Annotated in this window: 16 protein-coding genes; 10 read left to right on the top strand and 6 right to left on the bottom strand. The window is 68.3% G+C overall.

Annotated features, from left to right (window positions below; all coding sequences use genetic code 11):
* Nucleotides 1–136: 136 nt before the first annotated feature.
* Nucleotides 137–1,720: a GMC family oxidoreductase gene (locus ACZ5QD_RS10745; RefSeq protein ID WP_278124851.1), complete on the bottom strand. Its 1,584-nt coding sequence runs from the start codon at nucleotides 1,718–1,720 to the stop codon at nucleotides 137–139.
* Nucleotides 1,721–1,742: 22 nt separating this feature from the next.
* Nucleotides 1,743–3,446, bottom strand: a complete 1,704-nt coding sequence (locus tag ACZ5QD_RS10740) for an aldehyde dehydrogenase family protein (RefSeq protein ID WP_278124849.1) — start codon at nucleotides 3,444–3,446, stop codon at nucleotides 1,743–1,745.
* Between the two features lie 172 nt (nucleotides 3,447–3,618).
* On the opposite strand from ACZ5QD_RS10740, the gene ACZ5QD_RS10735 reads away from it, so the two are divergent.
* Nucleotides 3,619–4,806 carry a PucR family transcriptional regulator gene (locus ACZ5QD_RS10735; RefSeq protein WP_062365924.1) on the top strand — a complete coding sequence of 396 codons (1,188 nt, stop codon included), beginning with the start codon at nucleotides 3,619–3,621 and terminating at the stop codon, nucleotides 4,804–4,806.
* A gap of 11 nt (nucleotides 4,807–4,817) precedes the next feature.
* On the opposite strand, the gene ACZ5QD_RS10730 is transcribed toward ACZ5QD_RS10735, so the two are convergent.
* On the bottom strand, nucleotides 4,818–5,729 hold the full coding sequence (locus ACZ5QD_RS10730) for an oxygenase MpaB family protein (RefSeq protein ID WP_464366731.1): 912 nt from the start codon (nucleotides 5,727–5,729) through the stop codon (nucleotides 4,818–4,820).
* A gap of 468 nt (nucleotides 5,730–6,197) precedes the next feature.
* On the bottom strand, nucleotides 6,198–7,259 hold the full coding sequence (locus ACZ5QD_RS10725; protein ID WP_062365921.1) for an o-succinylbenzoate synthase: 1,062 nt from the start codon (nucleotides 7,257–7,259) through the stop codon (nucleotides 6,198–6,200).
* Between the two features lie 243 nt (nucleotides 7,260–7,502).
* Between ACZ5QD_RS10725 and ACZ5QD_RS10720 the strand changes: the two genes are divergently transcribed.
* The 9 genes from ACZ5QD_RS10720 to ACZ5QD_RS10680 are packed head-to-tail and all read left to right on the top strand — an operon-like array spanning nucleotide 7,503 to nucleotide 14,617.
* Nucleotides 7,503–8,840, top strand: coding sequence for a cytochrome P450 (locus ACZ5QD_RS10720; RefSeq protein ID WP_045536372.1), 1,338 nt, complete (start codon nucleotides 7,503–7,505; stop codon nucleotides 8,838–8,840).
* Between the two features lie 38 nt (nucleotides 8,841–8,878).
* Nucleotides 8,879–9,433, top strand: coding sequence for a TetR/AcrR family transcriptional regulator (locus tag ACZ5QD_RS10715; protein WP_464366730.1), 555 nt, complete (start codon nucleotides 8,879–8,881; stop codon nucleotides 9,431–9,433).
* Between the two features lie 50 nt (nucleotides 9,434–9,483).
* A complete protein-coding gene (locus ACZ5QD_RS10710; RefSeq protein WP_464366729.1) occupies nucleotides 9,484–10,365 on the top strand; it encodes an SDR family NAD(P)-dependent oxidoreductase in 882 nt (293 codons plus the stop codon).
* Between the two features lie 18 nt (nucleotides 10,366–10,383).
* Nucleotides 10,384–10,974, top strand: a complete 591-nt coding sequence (locus tag ACZ5QD_RS10705; protein WP_006895678.1) for a hypothetical protein — start codon at nucleotides 10,384–10,386, stop codon at nucleotides 10,972–10,974.
* Nucleotides 10,971–11,480, top strand: coding sequence for a hypothetical protein (locus tag ACZ5QD_RS10700; protein WP_006895677.1), 510 nt, complete (start codon nucleotides 10,971–10,973; stop codon nucleotides 11,478–11,480). The genes ACZ5QD_RS10705 and ACZ5QD_RS10700 overlap by 4 nt, the downstream gene beginning before the upstream one ends.
* Nucleotides 11,477–12,088, top strand: coding sequence for a hypothetical protein (locus ACZ5QD_RS10695; protein ID WP_346075095.1), 612 nt, complete (start codon nucleotides 11,477–11,479; stop codon nucleotides 12,086–12,088). The genes ACZ5QD_RS10700 and ACZ5QD_RS10695 overlap by 4 nt, the downstream gene beginning before the upstream one ends.
* Nucleotides 12,088–12,684 (top strand): hypothetical protein, encoded by a 597-nt coding sequence (locus tag ACZ5QD_RS10690; RefSeq protein WP_433821054.1) that lies wholly within the window; start codon nucleotides 12,088–12,090, stop codon nucleotides 12,682–12,684. The genes ACZ5QD_RS10695 and ACZ5QD_RS10690 overlap by 1 nt, the downstream gene beginning before the upstream one ends.
* 17 nt (nucleotides 12,685–12,701) lie before the next feature.
* Nucleotides 12,702–13,901 (top strand): NAD(P)/FAD-dependent oxidoreductase, encoded by a 1,200-nt coding sequence (locus ACZ5QD_RS10685; protein ID WP_433821052.1) that lies wholly within the window; start codon nucleotides 12,702–12,704, stop codon nucleotides 13,899–13,901.
* Entirely contained in the window at nucleotides 13,898–14,617 is a 720-nt protein-coding gene (locus ACZ5QD_RS10680) for a DNA alkylation repair protein (protein WP_006895673.1), read from the top strand. The genes ACZ5QD_RS10685 and ACZ5QD_RS10680 overlap by 4 nt, the downstream gene beginning before the upstream one ends.
* Before the next feature lie 21 nt (nucleotides 14,618–14,638).
* Here the strand turns inward: ACZ5QD_RS10680 and ACZ5QD_RS10675 are convergent, their stop codons facing one another.
* Both ACZ5QD_RS10675 and ACZ5QD_RS10670 read right to left on the bottom strand, forming a co-directional pair.
* Complete coding sequence (locus ACZ5QD_RS10675; RefSeq protein ID WP_464366728.1) at nucleotides 14,639–15,025, bottom strand: DoxX family protein; 387 nt, start codon at nucleotides 15,023–15,025, stop codon at nucleotides 14,639–14,641.
* A 58-nt stretch (nucleotides 15,026–15,083) separates the two neighbouring features.
* Nucleotides 15,084–16,142 (bottom strand): ferredoxin--NADP reductase, encoded by a 1,059-nt coding sequence (locus tag ACZ5QD_RS10670; RefSeq protein WP_006895671.1) that lies wholly within the window; start codon nucleotides 16,140–16,142, stop codon nucleotides 15,084–15,086.
* Nucleotides 16,143–16,149: the final 7 nt, after the last annotated feature.

Here is a 16,149-nt window from a genome sequence, read left to right as displayed (position 1 = left end):
GCGGGGAGGCCCAGGGTAATCGAGCGTGTCGAGATCAGCACGAGTGTTGTTGTCGGACGACTAGTTTCGACTCGCTGCGCTCGTTCAACCGGCCTGCGGGGAGACCCAGGGTAATCGAGCGGTCGGGGAGGCCGGGTCAGCCCTTGATCAGATCCGCGGCGCGTTCGCCGATGACGACCGTCGGCGCGTGGGTGTGGCCGCGGACGATCTTCGGCATCACGGAGGCGTCGGCGACGCGCAGACCCTCGACGCCGCGGACCTTGAGGTCGGGCGTCACGACGCTGGCACTGTCCGAGCCCATCCGGCACGTGCCGGTCGGGTGGTAGAGCGTGTGCGAATGCCAGGTCAGCGCATCTTCGAGAGTGGCTTCGATGGTGTCCAGCTCCCGCTTCGGCTGCAGGAACCGGCCGATCTTCGACGCCAGCGGCTCCGACGTCGCGATCCGGTGGGCGGCGCGCAGACCTGACATCAGGGCCGCGCGGTCGGCGCCGTCGGCGTCCGACAGGTAGCGCGGGTCGATGAGGGCCTTGGCGGTCGGGTCCGACGACGCCAGTGAGACTGTGCCGCGACTGCGTGGGTCGACGAGGATCGGACCGAGACCGATGCCGTGACCTGGCGCGTCCCCGATGCCCTCGTCGTAGAACGGCGCCGGACCGAAGATGATCTCGATGTCGGGCAGCTCCAGGTCGGGGCGGCTGCGGATGAAGCCGTAGGCCTCACCGACATTCGAGGTGAGCATGCCGCGGCGGCGCGTCAGATAGTTGAGCAACTCCAACGGCTTCTCGGCGCCGTAGAGGGTGTCGGAGTCGACGGCGAAGCCGATCAGCGACATCAGGTGATCACTGAGGTTGCGGCCGACCTCGGGCAGATGCTGTGCCACGGCGATGCCGTGCGCGCGCAGTTGCTCTTGATCGCCGATGCCCGACAGCAGGAGAAGCTGCGGCGTGTTGATCGCGCCGCCCGAGAGGATCACCTCCTTGCGGGCGCGGACGGTGTGGGTGACGCCGTCCTTGAGGTACTCGACGCCCACCGCGCGCGAACCCTCCAACAGCACCCGGGTTGCGTGCGCATCGGTGAGCACCGTCAGGTTCCGGCGCGACCGCGCGGGCTTGAGGTACGCGTCGGAGGCGCTCCAGCGCGACCCGTTCTTCTGGCACACCATCGTCTGCGTGAAGCCTTCCGGCTGAGGCAGATTGGCACGTTCGCGCTTGAATCCGGCCTGTTCGGCCGAGGCGAGGAAGTCGGACGTCCAACCGCGCGGGCTGCGCTGGTGGGCGACGTTGAGCGGCCCGTCGCGTCCCTCGTCGCCCTCGACGGCGCCCTCGATCGACTCGATGCGCTTGAAGTACTCGACGACGTTGGCGAACGACCATCCGTCGCCGGCCTCCAGCGCCCATGCGTCGTAGTCGGCGGCGTATCCGCGCACCCACATCATCGCGTTCATCGACGACGATCCGCCGATCATCTTGCCGCGCGGGAAGAACACCCGGCGGTCGCCGAGCTCTGGCTGCGGCTGGGTGAGGTAGTTCCAGTCGAGCTCGGTCTGGAACTGCTTGGAGAAGGCGGCGGGAATGCGGACGGACTGGCTCTTGTCCTCACCGCCGGCCTCGAGTGCGACCACCGTGTCGGCCGACCGCTCGCTCAGACGGGCAGCGACGACGGCTCCGGCGGAACCGGTGCCGACGACGACGTAGTCGGCGTCCATGGAAGTGGTTGTCATTGAGTCCCTTTCAGTCGAACGGTCAGCCGCGCAGGGCGGAGGCGAAGATTCCGGGCAGACGACTCGCCCGCGGATCGGCGGCGAACTCGGTGAGCCGCTTGCCGGTGGTCGCGGCGGTCTTGTTGTTCACGAACCATGGCGGCTTCGGCGACAGTGCGAGTTCTCCGCGGATCACCGATCGCGGGGCGGGGCGGAACGGCCCGCGGACCACGGTGCGCTCGATTCCGTCCATCAGCCAGGCGTTGTGCACCACGCCGATGCCGCTCTGCACGTCGTCGATGGTGTGGCCGGGGTACGCGCCCCACGACGCGGTCGGCGTCAGGTAACCGACGCCGGTCCAGGCGTTGATGGCGATGGTTCCGTAGTGGAGATCCTCGACGAGGTCGTCGAACGCCGCGCCGAGTCCCTTGACGCTGGCCGGCGCCGCGATGATGTTGACGCCGAGGGTGCCTGCGAAGACCTCGTTGGCCGTGCGCGCCGCGGCAGCGGTGAAAGCCGCACCTGTGCCGGGGATCTCGACGACGCCGTAGACCGGTGAGAAGTACTCGCCGGACAGGATGGGTTCGGTCGCATCGGGGCGGACGTCGTCGACCAGCAGGCGACCGCCGCCCGGGCCCAGGCGTTCGGCGTTCGGGTACGACTCCAGCGCGCTCGCGACGCGGTCGTCGCTCCCGGGGTAGTAGGCGGCGCGCTCGGGTGCGGCGGCGATGGCGTTGCGCACCTCGGCGAGGAACCGGTCCTTCTGATCCCAGTCCGACGAGATGATGAGGGCCTGCGATGCGACGCAGTTGTATCCGCCGTTGTGCAGACGCTGAGTGGCCACGTGCTGTGCCTGGAACTTCAGATCGGCGTTGCTCCACCGGCCGGGGATCACGATGGTGGGGGAGACTCCGCCCAGCTCGCTGGTGACCGGCTTGGTCAGCTTGGGGTCGCTCGCGCGCTTGCGCTCGACGGCCTCGTCCCCGACACCCCACACGATGGCGTCGTGGGTGCGTGCACTGCCGGTCATGTGCACGTGGTTCACGAGATCGTGCTGGACCAGCGCGCCGCCGACCTCGGCCCCGCCGGTGACGATGCGGACCGCGCCGACCTCGATCAGCGGGGCGAGGACCTTGCCGAAGACGGGAAGCAGCGGATCGGTGATCGGGTTGAGCTTGAGCACCACCACGCGGTTGTGGGCGATCAGCTCGTACAGCACGTCCAGCGGTGCGATCGACATGATGTTGCCTGCGCCCAGCACCACGCCGATGCCCGCGGTCCGCGACGGGTCGAGCTGCGCGAGCCCGGCCTCGGCCTTTGCTGCGGCGCGACTGACTCCCCGGCGCAGCCACACCTCGGCGCTGAAGCCGCTGAGCAGCAGCTCGTCGTAGACGCTGGTCGGCAGGACGTTGACGGCGACGCGGTCGCGGACGTCGTGGAACTTGACGTCGGCGAGCGGACTCCGGCCCTGTGCGAGGTGGTCGAGGGTGTCGGCGAGGACGCCGAGGCTGGCGGCCATCACATACGGTCCGGACATCCATTCCTCGCCGACCAGCGGCGAGTTCGGGTCGAGGCCCTTGATCTGCACGGCCGTGTCGACCCACTCCTGGGCGTGGGCGCCGGTCAGATCGCGCATGCGCATCAGGAGGTCGCGACGCTGCTCGAGCGTCGTCGTCGCCCAGCGGCGTTCGCCGTCGACGAGGTCGGTCAGCGCGGACTCGACCGCCTGCAGTTCGAGGTCTTGCATTTCTGCTCCATTCGCCAGGTGAGCGTGCACGCTCGGCAGTGATCGCTCCATTGTGTGAGTGGGGTCACCGACGGTGCCAGGTATGGCGGCACAGGGTTGATCCGGCCGACTTTGTGCCGGTGCACAATGGCCGCGTATCGTGGGTCACACTGCGACGATTGGACGTGCACGCGTGAACTCCCCGACCACTCCGCGGTTGAACTCACCCGCGCTTCTGCTGCTCAGCGACGTCGACTCGGTGGCGGAGGAGTTGGCGGTCCGCATCACCCAGGCCGACCGCTTCTACGTCGACGGCGGCCCGCTGGCGGAGGAGGAGTTGCGGGGCGCGTGCCGGGACAATCTGGCGGAGATCATCCGGGCGCTCGCCGGGGCGGAGCCGAACCTCAAGCCGGCGCTTGCGGTCGGCCGACTCAAAGCCGAGCGAGGGGTGCCCCTGGCGGCGCTGCTGCACGCGTTCCGGCTCGGCGGCCGACTGATCTGGGAACAGCTGACGGCGCTGTCGAAGGGGCCGGGTGACCCGGAAGTCCATGAATGCGCGACCCTGCTCTGGGAGTTGATCGACGCATTCTCCGACGCCGCGGTCGAGGCGTACCGGGACACCGAGACCCTCCTCGCGCACTCCGACGCGCAGGCGCGCTACCGCCTGATCAGGATGCTCTTCGACGACCACGCCGACGGTTCGGTGCGTTCGCTCGGTGCCCTGCGAACGCTCGGGGTGCCTGAGGACGGCGTGTTCCAGGTGGTGGTGATCATTCCGGCGGATCCGGGCCAGGCGCTGCCGGCACCGGTCACGTCATCCTTGCGCGACGCCGGGGCTCAGACGGTCTGGGACAGCCAGGCGGACGTGCACATCGGGCTGCTGCGCACCGCGTCGTCGCGAGAGGCGGTGCGGGCGGTCGACAGACTCGGGCAGGCAGTCGCCGGGCGGATCGGCGTCAGTGCCGAGTTCGGTACTCCGCTGGGGATTCCGGAGGCTCTCGGACAGGCGCGGCTGGCGGCGCGCAGCACGCCGCCGGGCACGGAGGGGCTGGTGCGGTTCGGCAGTGACCCGATGGCCCATCTGCTGGTGACCGCGTCCGGCGCGGCGCGAGTGTTCACCGAGTCGGTGCTGGGCGGTGTGCTTCGGCTTCCCCCACCCGACCGCGACGATCTGCTTTCGGTGCTGGCGGAGTGGTATCGCTGCCACGGGGCGGCCGGCGATGTCGCCGAGGCGCTCCACTGCCACCGGAACACGGTCCGCTACCGATTGCGCAAGGTTCGGGACCTCACTGGACGCGACGTGACCGACCCGGTGCAGTCGGCCGAACTGTACGCCGCCTTGCGGTCAGTTGAAGTGCTGGGGATCGTGGCAGATGAGTGACTGGCGCTCGCTCACCCGTTGTGGATCCGGCGCGGATCCACGCCGGTGCGTTCCCAGCCCTCGGCCGCCCACGGTGTGTACAGCAGCCGGATCGGAAGCCGGTTGAACAACGGGTTCGCTGCGCGCATCCCCGCTGCGAAGCGATCGAAACGGCGCTGCTTCCGGTCGTCCCAGTCGAGTTCGCAGACCTCGCGCATCTGGCGGGGGAGGGTGCCGACGACGACGGTTCGTAGAAAGGCGTTGATCGGGGCGGAGATCACGCGCCACAGCGGCCGGGGCATCCAGCGCGGTCCGGGAACGCCCTTACGCAGGTACCCGGTGGCGTAAAGGATGGTCCTGGTGGGGACGAACTTGTCGCACATCGTCTCCCAATAGACGCAGAAATCCTCGTAGGTCTCCGGCTGGCTGCGCGCGGAGACGCCGTACAGCTGATACCACGTCTTGCTCTCTTCGAAGATCTGCTCCTTCTCCTCGTACGACAACCGCCGGATGAATGTGTCTGTGATAGTCAGGACTTGATCGACGAACGTCGCGTGCGCCCAGTAGTAGAGCTCGGGGTTCAGCGCGTGATACCGCGAGCCGTCGGGCACCGTTCCCTTGATGTCGCGGTGGAAGTCGCGGACCCGTCGGCCCCACTGGTGCGGCTGGTCGGAGTACACGGTCCGCATGATCGGCGGGCCTGTGCGCCGGGCGCGGCCGAGGAAGTCGGAGAAGATCACCGAGTGGTCTTCCACGCCCTGCGCGAGTTGTTCGATGCAGTTCTCCGTGCCGGCCAGACGCTGGAAGCCGAGGACTCCCCGGATGTCGCCGTAGAACTTCCACACCAGGGAGTCGGCGCCGAGGCGCAGATCGATGGAGTCGATGTCGACGTAGGCGGGTTCGGCCTCTCCGACGCCCGCCTCGAACACGTCCGGTGAGTTCATGCGGTCTCCTATGACGCGTGCGGCGTGATGACGTCGACTGTAGCGCCGCGGTGGAACAGATGTAAATATTTGTGTCAAAGTTTGCGAGGAGACCTCAGGGTTATCGAGCCGGGAGGCGCCGCAGGCGCCGAGCGTGTCGAGATGGGCGTGACTGTTATTGCCTGGCGGGTGGTTTCGACTCGCTGCGCTCGCTCAACCGGCCTGGGGGGAGACCTCAGGGTGATCGAGCGTGTCGAGATTGCGTGAGCGTTGCCTGGCGGGTGGTTTCGACTCGCTGCGCTCGCTCAACCGGCCTGTGGGGAGACGTCAGGGTTATCGAGCCTGTCGAGATGGGCGTGACTGTTATTGCCTGGCACGTGGTTTCGACTCGCTGCGCTCGCTCAACCGGCCTGTGGGGAGACCCCAGGGTTATCGAGCGTGTCGAGATGGGCCTGCGAGGCGACGTAAGGGTGATCGAGCGTGTCGAGATCAGCGCCGGGTCAGCAGGTCGTGGCAACGACGCAGGCGCTCGTGCCACCATCGAGTCCGCTCAGCGGACGCCAGCGGAAGGTCGATCCCCGGCTCCACACGTCGCGGCCGAACCGTGCCGTGTTCGATCCGGAACGACCGCGCGACGTCGCGGACGAAGAGCTCACCGGTACCCAACCCGCACGCGCGGTCGAGGTCCGGGAGTGCGGCGGCCGCTCCGATTCCGGCGGCCATGCCGACGGCGGTGTCGAGGGCGCTGGAGACGACCACGTCCATCGGGAGCCGTTCCGCCAACGCGACCAGCGCCCGCATACCGCCTAGTGGCGCCACTTTGAGCACGGCGATGTCGGCGGCGTCCAGCGCGGCCACCCGCATCGGATCGCCGGCCCGGCGGATGGACTCGTCGGCCGCGATCGGGACCGACACGGCGCGGCGCACCTGCGCGAGTTCCTCGACCGTCGCGCACGGCTGCTCCACGTACTCCACGTCACCGATCGCGGCGACGGCCTCGATCGCCTGTTGCACGCTCCAGCCGCCGTTGGCGTCGATCCGGACGGTGCCGACGAGGTCACGGGCGGCCGCGACCCGCTCGACATCGTCGGCCAGACTCTGTCCCGGTTCGGCGACTTTCACCTTCACCGTGTCGACGCCGGGATACCGCGCGATGAGGCCGGCCACCTCCTCGGCGGGAACCGCGGGCACCGTCGCATTCACTCGCACCGAGTCGCGAACGGGCGCCGGCGGACCGAGGTAGGCGGCCTCGATGCCCGCCGCGAGCCAGGTCTTGGCCTCCGCGTCCTCGTATTCGACGAACGGGGCGAACTCGCCCCAGCCCGCGGGACCGGAGAAGATCAGCGCCTCGCGGACCTTGACCCCACGGAATCGGGTGTGCATCGGCAGCGCGACCACCTTGGCCGATTCCAGCAGGTCGTCGGCCGACGGCATGCTCGGCGGCGGCGGGTTCTTCGGCTGCAGCCGGAAGGTCGGCACACCCTTCTTCCGGTCGTCCGACGTACCGAACGGCGACTGCTTGTTACGGCCGGTTGGCGAGGAGAAGACCATGTCGGCCAGCGTATCGCCCGACTGCCCCTCGGTTCCGCGGGAAGTGTCGGGGAGACGGTTTCGGCTCGCTGTGCTCGCTCAACGAGCTTTGAGGGCGGACGCCGGCCTGAAGTGAGGGGACGTCCACGGCGTGCGACGGATTCGCAAATATGTCCCACGAACTATAGACACAGATCTACCTATTTGTTTCAATCGAGATATGGGCCGGATCACAACTGAGGCGGCCGGTATCGAGGAGGAACGATGGTTGCAGTGCTCGCCCAGCCGGAGGCCGGCAGCGATCTGAAGGCGGTGCCGCTCAGCGATCGCAATGGAGTGCTGGAGATCCTTCAGATGCGACGGGATCCGTTCGGCTACTCCGACCGCAAACGTCTGCAGTACGGCGACGTCTCGGGAATGAACGCCTTCGGCGTCCGCATCGTCACGTGCATGGGCGCCGAGGCGGCGAACGAGATCCTCATGAACAAGGACCGCGCGTTCGCGAACGCTCCGGCATGGAGCTACTTCATCGGACCGTTCTTCAACCGCGGCATCATGCTGCTCGACTTCGAGGAACACCGGAACCACCGGCACATCCTCCAGCAGGCTTTCACGCCCAAAGTCCTCAAGGGCTACATGGACGAACTCCAACCGATGGTGGCCGACCGCGTGTCCCGGTTCCCGACCGGCCGAGTGAAGCTGTTCTCCGAACTCAAAGCGCTCACGCTGGACGTCGCACTCGAAGTATTCCTCGGGCTCGAACTGCCGCAGCACGAGGCGGACCGGCTGAACAAGGCCTTCATCGAGACCGTCCGCGCCGGCGTCGCATACGTCCGCAAGCCGGTCCCGGGCGGTCGCTGGTGGAAGGGCGTCCGCTCGCGCAAGGTCCTCGAAGACTTCTTCTACGAGCACATCGCCGCCAAGCGGGCCAACGCGACCCCCGACCTCTTCTCCGTGCTCTGCCACGCCGAGGGCGACGACGGCGAGACCTTCACCGACGAAGACGTGGTCAACCACATGATCTTCGTGCTCATGGCGGCGCACGACACGTCGACCATCACGATGACCCAGATGGCGTACTGGATGGCGAAGTACCCCGAATGGCAGGAGAAGGCCCGCGCGCAGTCGTTCGAGTTCGGACCCGACCTCGATTACGCAGACCTGAGCGGGTTGACCGTCTTGGACTCGATCATGAAGGAGTCGCTGAGACTGTGTCCGCCGGTTCCGGCGCAGCCGCGCATGGCAGTCAAGGACACTCAGGTCCAGGGCTTCTTCATCCCGGAGGGGACGATGGTCTCGGTGCCGCAGCTGATCAATCACCGCGACCCGCAGTACTACACGCACCCGGCGATGTTCGACCCCGAGCGCTTCTCCGCCGAGCGCGCCGAGGACAAGGGGCACCGGATGGCGTGGATGCCCTTCGGCGGAGGCGTGCACAAGTGCATCGGACTGTACTTCGGCCAGATGGAGATCAAGACCGTGATGCACCACCTGCTCCGCGGCTACGAGTGGTCGGTCCCCGCTGGGTATCAGGTGCCGATGGATTACAGCGCCCTGCCGGTGCCGAAGGACAAGCTCCCGGTGCAGATGCGGAAGCGGTAGTCGTTCCTGCGACGCGAAAGGCCAGGATCACCGCCTCGGTGTCCGAACAGGAACGCGACATCCTCGACGCTGCGGCCGCGGAGTTCGCCGCTGTCGGCGTCCGGAAGGCGGGGATGGACGAGGTGGCGCGGGCCGCGGGGGTGAGCCGGTCGACGCTCTACCGTCGTTTTCCGAACAAAGAGGCGTTGTTTCGGGCGGTCGCGCTGGAGACCTTCGAGGCCGGCCTGTCACGTCTCGAGGAAGCCGTCGAGGGGATGCCGCCGCGAGAGGCCGTCGCCGAAGCCTTCGCGCGCGGGGCCGAGATGGTGCAGACAGATCCGCTCCTGCGACGGGTGGTTCACGAAGACCGGACCGTACGCGAAGTGACCTCCGGTGTCAGTGCACTGTTCATCGAGATGGTCACCGCGAGGATCGCCGCGACCCTCCGTTCGGCCGGCGCCACGATGGCCGACGACGACCTGCTGCAGGCCGTGGAGATCCACGTGCGCGTCGTCATGTCGTATCTCGAAGTCCCAGCGAGCGACCCGGCTCACTCGACCTCCGACTACGCGCGTGCGGTGGCTCGCAAGCACCTCGCGCCGATGATCCACTGAGTACCCATCGGGCATCCGGCCGGATGCCGCCCCTCGACCCAGGAGCACCCATGTCTGTTTCGCTGACCAGCCGGTTGTCGCGTGATCGACGGCGCACGGCGCGTCTGGCCCGGATCCGCGCGCGGCTGGCGGGGAAGGTCGTCGCGATCACCGGCGGAGCACGCGGCATCGGCTTCGAGGTCGCGACTGAGCTCCTCGACGCGGGTGCGAAGGTGGCGATCGGTGACGTCGATGTCGATGCGGTCGGTAAGGCGGCGGCAGATCTCGGCGTGGAGGGAATCGAACTCGACGTCACAGACCGCTCGTCGTTCGAGAACTTCCTGGACACCGTCGCCGACCGGATCGGTCCCGTCGACGTGCTGGTCAACAACGCCGGAATCATGCCGGTGGGCCCCTTCCTCGACTACCGCGAGACGCTGATCCGGGCGACGCTCGACGTGGACCTGCTCGGGGTGATCCTCGGCAGTCAGGCTGCGGCGACTCGCATGGTGGCCCGCGGACACGGCCAGATCGTCAACATCTCGTCGGTGGCCGGACGTCTGCCCACACCGGGGTTGACGGTGTACAACGCGGCGAAAGCAGGCGTCATCGAGTTCTCGGAGGCACTCGATTCGGAGCTCGCCGGCCACGGTGTGCGGGTCGGCGTGGTGATGCCGACCTTCACCCAGACCGGACTCATCGACGGGCTCGCGACCAACTCGATGGTCACCTCCGTGAATACAGCCGTCGTCGCCGAACAGGTGCTCGCCTCCATCGCCGGCGTCCGGGTGCGTGCCGCTGCCCCGCGCTCCATGGGCTGGGTGAACGCCTACCCGATTCTGCCGCGGAGCCTCAAACACGCCTTGCTGCGCACCACACGCTCGGGCGAGATCTTCATGAACCCCGATCCCGAGTCACGATCCGCTTACAGCAGACGGATAGGCCAGAGCTGAATCAGTACGCTCGACCGGGTGGGGTTCAGATCAGACGACCGCCTCAGACAATGGAGGCGCGCGCGCAGCGAACTGCGCAGTGCGCGTGACGATTTGGCGGAGGCCGAGGCGTCGGCCGGGTTGCGTTCGCGGATGTCGCGCCGCACGCGGTGGATTCTCGCGACGGTCGCCGTCCTCGCGCTCGCAGCTGCGGGGGCCGGAATCTGGTACGCGGCGGCAGCACCCCAGCGGTATTCGGACGAGGACTACCTGAAAGCGGCGACGGCCGAGGTGGAACTGCTGCTGGACGTCGACGCGAACGACCCCGCGCGTGCCAAGCGCATCCTCGCCGGTGCCACCGGCTCCTTTCACGACGCGTTCGCGCAGTCGGCGGACGCCTACAGTTCATACGTCAAGGATTCCGGCGCCCACGGCCAGGGCCGCATCGACGCGGCCGCCGTGCAGTCCAGTTCGGCCGACGGCGCCGAGGTGATGGTCGCCGCCAGTGTCCAGGTCGGCGACCGTGACACCGAGCAGGACGCGGCCCCGCTGCAGAACCTGCGCCTGGTCGTCAGCCTGGTCCCCGAAGACGGAGACCTCAAGGTCGACGGGTTGGTGATGGTTCCGTGAACCGCTTCCTCACCTATCTCGAGAAGCCGATGTCGACGTGGGGAACGGTGCTCCGACTCGGCGTGACCGCCGTCGTCTTCACCGCGGGGTTGATCTTCTGTATCAGTGGCCTCGACGACCACGCTGAACAGCGGGACGCCGCGCAGGCGCGGCAGACGCTGCAGGAGAAGGCCGGAACCATCGTCGCCGACGTCTTCTCCGTCGACTCGCGAACCTGGGCCGGCGACCGGAAGACCGCGCGCAGCCTGGTGGCGCCACCGCTGTCGATCGCGTCGGGCCCCGCACTGAACGGGCCTCCGCCCGACGGCACCGCGTCGGTGAGTTGGGTTCCGCAGAACGTCGCCGTCTCCTGGGCCGACGGTGACGCGGGAGAGGCGCTGGTGATCGTGCAGGTCACGGTGACCTCGCGCAGCGGGCACAGTGAGAGCAGAACCAAGGCGGTCCAGGCGTCGTACGTCCGCTCCGACGACCGCTGGCTGCTGAGCGGATTGGAGGAACTGCAGTGACCGACGACGCCGCCGACACCCGACGACTGCAGCAGGCCCGCGAGCGGTACGACCAAGCCGTCCGGTCGGAGCGGCTGGCGCGGGCGGCCGCTGAACCCGCGCTGGTCAGGCGCTCCCATCGCCGGGCCGCGGGGGTCCGATTGGCTGTGGTCGCCGCGGTGATCGCCGCGCTCGGACTCATCGGCGTGGGCTGGTGGGCGCACAGTTCGGCGGACTCGATGGCTACTTCGGCGAGCGAGGAGCAGGCGGCGCGCGAGGCCGCCGAGCACGCGATCGTCACGATGCTCACCTCCGATCCGGCGCACGCCGACCGATATGTCGGCGACATCCTGGCAGTCAGCACCGGCGACCAGCGGATCCGGATTCAGGGCGCCCGCGAGCAACTCCAGTCGACGGTGGCGTCGCAGCCGCGCCCCAGTTCCGGTCAGATCCTCTCCTCGGGCGTCGTGGGTACCGAGGACGGCAAGACGTCGGTGCTGGTGGTCGCGCAGGCCACCAGCCCGGAACTGATCGGCGGTGATCCGTCGCAGAGCCGGGTCGGCGTCAGCGTGACGATGGCCGAGGTCGACGGGCACTGGCTGGTGCAGCAGACGGAGGCGGTGTCCTGATGGGAACTCACTCGAGGGACGACGCGGGCGTGGGTGCCGTCGCCGAACCCGAGCGTCCAGCGGCCGGGTCGGGCCCCTGGTCGCGGTGGCGGGCGCAGGTGCCCGGTGACCGTCGGTGGCAGACGGCGTGGGCGCTGGTGACGGTCGCGGCGCTGGTGGTCGCGGTCGTCGGATGGATCGTCGGAGTGCAATCGCGTGCCGAACCCGCCGTACCGGACCATACGGCCGTGCGTGCGGCGTCCGAGGGCGTGGCGGCTCTGATGACCTTCACCCCGGACGACTCCGCCGCGCAGCGTGCCGAAGTCCAGAAACACCTGACTGGCGCGCTGGCCGCAGACTATGCTGCTCGCGGCCCCGACGTGGTCTTTCCCGACGCGGTCTCCGCGAAGGTCTCGATGCGAACCACCATCTCGAGCGCGGCTCCGGGGGAGCGGCACGACGAACAGATGTCGGTGCTGGTGTTCGCCACTCAGGAAGTGACGGTGGGCAAACAACAGGACTATCCGACGAGAACGGGTATCGCACGATGGGCCACGGTCACTAGAGTGGGCGATGTTTGGCGGTTGTCGCGGGTGGAGAACGTTTCGCCGCAATGAGATTGGGATGTGACGCAGTGGTCGAGGCACCAGTGGTGGTCGTGGGGGCGGGACTCGGCGGGGTCCGCCTGGCGGAGAACCTGCGCAACGGCGGATACGACGGGCCGATCACGCTGCTCGGGGCCGAGCAGCATCCGCCCTACGACCGTCCGCCGTTGTCGAAGACCGTCCTCACCGGCGACGACGAACGCGTCGACCTCAAGCCCGCGGAGTTCTTCCGGGACTCGGACATCGATCTGCGCACCGGTACCCGGGTGGTCGCCGTCGACCCGACGTCCCACACGGTCTCCGTGGAATGCGACGGAACCGTCGAGCCGTTGCCGTACGGCACGTTGGTCCTGGCGACCGGGCTGGCCGCACGGCGCTTCCCGGGGTCGGAGGGCGTCGCCGGAGTGCACGTCATCCGGACCGTCGAGGACGCGCTGGCACTGCGGGCGGAAGCGACGTCGGCGAGCCGCGCGGTCGTGATCGGCGCCGGGTTCATCGGCTGCGAGGTGACCGCGAGTCTGCACTCGATGGACATCTCGGTGACTCTGGTGGAACCCACGCCGGCGCCGCTCTCGGGGCCGCTCGGCCCCCGGATCGGTGAGATGGTCACCCGCCTTCACGTGGAGGCCGGGGTCGACCTGCGGGTGGGCGTGGGCGTCGACGAGATCGTGACGGAGGACGGCCGCGCGGCGGGCGTCGTCCTGTCCGACGGCAGCCGGGTGGACGCGGATCTGATCGTGGTCGGCATCGGCGGCTACCCGGAGCTGGAGTATCTCGAAGGATCGGGTATCGAACTCGCGGACCGTGCGGCCGGAGGCGGCGTCGCGTGCGACGGTGTCGGCCGCACCGGGGTGGCGGACGTGTACGCCCTCGGCGACTGCGCCAACTGGCACGACGTGGACGGTCACGGCCACCGCGTCGAGCACTGGACCCACACGGTCGATCAGGCCGCGATGGTGGCCGCGCACCTGTTGGGTCACGCGATCCCGCATCTGACAGTGCCGTACTTCTGGAGTGACCAGTACGGGCTCAAGTTCCAGATGCTCGGCACGCCGCGCCCGGACGACGAGGTGCATCTGGTGGACGACGACGGCCGCAAGTTCTTGGCGTACTACAGCCGGGAGGGGCTGCTGACCGGCGTCGTCGGCGCCGGCCGAGTGGGCAAGCTGATGAAGGCACGACAGTTCCTGCTCACCCCTACGCCGATCTCCACGCTGCTCGGCGGATGAACGCCGACTCCGGTGCCTCTGAGATCGTCTCGGCCGTCGAGGCGCTCGGGGATCCGGAGCGCGCGGCGTCGTCGCAGCGATTCTTCAAGACCGGACCGGGCCAGTACGGAGAAGGCGATCGTTTCGCCGGTGTGCCGGTGCCGAAGCTTCGGGCCCTGGCCCGGAGTCTGCGTGGACTTCCGCGGTCGGTGATCGTCGACCTCCTCGGCGACCGGACCCACGAGGTCCGTCACCTCGCACTGTTGATTCTGGCCGACAACTACTCGCGCGAGAGCGGCGATCCCGAACGGTGGGTGGACGTCTATCGGGACGCCGTGCGCGGCGGTCGAGTGGACAACTGGGATCTGGTCGACGTCTCCGCGTACGCGATCCTCGGGGATCGGTGCCTGCGCTCGGGCGACTGGTCGGAATTGCTCGAGTGGGCAGCATCGGACGATCTGTGGCAGCGCCGCGCCGGTATCGTCGCGACGTTCGCGTTCATTCGGGCGGGGCGCTGGGAGCAGATCGAGGCGGTGGCGCCGTTGGTGATCGACGACCGGCGCGATCTGATCCAGAAGGCGTTCGGCTGGATGCTGCGCGAGGCGGGCAAGCGCGCCGACGAGCAGACGCTGCTCCGCTATCTGGAGGTCAACGCCTCGTCGATGGGCCGCACCGCGCTGTCGTACGCCGTGGAACGACTGTCGACGGAACGCAGGGCGCACTTCCGCTCGCTGTGAGCGGGATCGGAACGCTACCCCTCACTCAGCGGCGACGCGGCGCGGCGCACCCCGTCGTACCAGGAGAGCGAGGGCGATGAGCGGCACCTGCAGGGGCAGGCGGGCCCATGCGACAGCCTTCAGCGCCGGGCTCTTGTCGACCCACAGACGCACCATGTTCACGTTCGCGGGAAAGACGGCGATGAACAGCATCGCTGCCAGTCCAGCTGCCGTGCGTCGGGTACGCGGAGCGAGAACCGCTGCGCCCAAACCGATCTCGGCCATGCCCGAGGCATAGGTCCACGCGCGCGCGTCGCCGGGCACCTCATCGGGAACGATGGCGTCGAACGGCTTCGGCGCGGCGAAATGCAGTGCGCCGGGGACCAGCAGGATGAGCGACAGGACGCGGGCCAGACGTTCGTTCGTCATGGGCCGAGTCTAGTGCCTGACTCCGGCGGGCCGGTCGCGCGAGTCGGTTCCCCGCGAGTCAGAACTCGATCTTGAGCTTGTCGGCGGTGGGCCGGGCCTGGCAGCCGAGGATGTAGCCGTCGGCGATGTCGTCGGGATCGAGGGCGCCGGTGACCTCCATGTCGACCGTGCCCTCGACGAGCGTGCAGGCGCACGAACCGCACTCGCCCTCCTGGCACGAGTACGGCGCGTCGAGTCCGGCGGCCAGCATGATGTCGACCAGGGTGCGCGACCGCGGCCACGCGAGGGTGTGTGTCTCGCCGTCGAGTTCCACTTCCACTTCGGCGGCGGCGGCGGCCTCCTCGGCCGAGACCTCGCCCAGTTCGACGTCCGCGAACGGGTCGCCCGAGAGCGAGTTGTAGATCTCGACGTGCACCCTCTTGCTGTCGAAGCGGGCCTTGATCAGGGCGCTGTGGGCGGCGTCCATGAACGGGCCCGGCCCGCACATGTACGCGGTGTGCGTGGCCGACATCGGGGCGAAGAGCGTCGCCAGGGTGCGGTCGCTCGGCAGACCCTGTACCGATTCGAGCCAGTGCAGCACCGTCAGCCGGGCCGGGTACTTGGCCTGCAGCCGGCGCAGTTCGTCGGCGAAGATCACGTCGTTCTCGCTGCGGTTGGCGTAGAAGAACGTGATCTGACCGGTACCGGTGAGCAGGGCGTGCTTCAGAATCGACATCACCGGGGTGACGCCCGACCCGGCTGCGATCAGCAGCAGCGGGGTGTGGAAGTTCGCCGGGGTGAAGACGCCCGAAGGCGGCAGTGCCTCGATCTGGGAGCCGGCCTCCAGGTTGTCGCAGATCCAGTTGGATCCGTAACCGTCGGCGGTGCGCTTGACGGTGACCTTCGGCAGTTTGTCGTGGCGGGGCGCCGACGACAGCGAGTAGCACCGCGCCACGGAACCGGTCTGATCGCTCGGGATCCGCAGAGTCAGGAACTGCCCGGGCAGGTAGTCCTCGAACTTCTCCCGGTGGGTGTCGGGGATGTCGAAGACGATGCTGCGCGCGTCGGCGGTCTCATCGATCACCTCGGAGACGGTGAGGATGGCGCTGCGCGCGCTGTGCGGGGTCAATTCGGTCATCGGTTGA

This window comes from Gordonia sp. J1A, assembly GCF_055393515.1.
The sequence above is the reverse complement of the archived record's forward strand: the minus strand, read 5'-3'. Positions and strand labels throughout refer to the sequence as shown.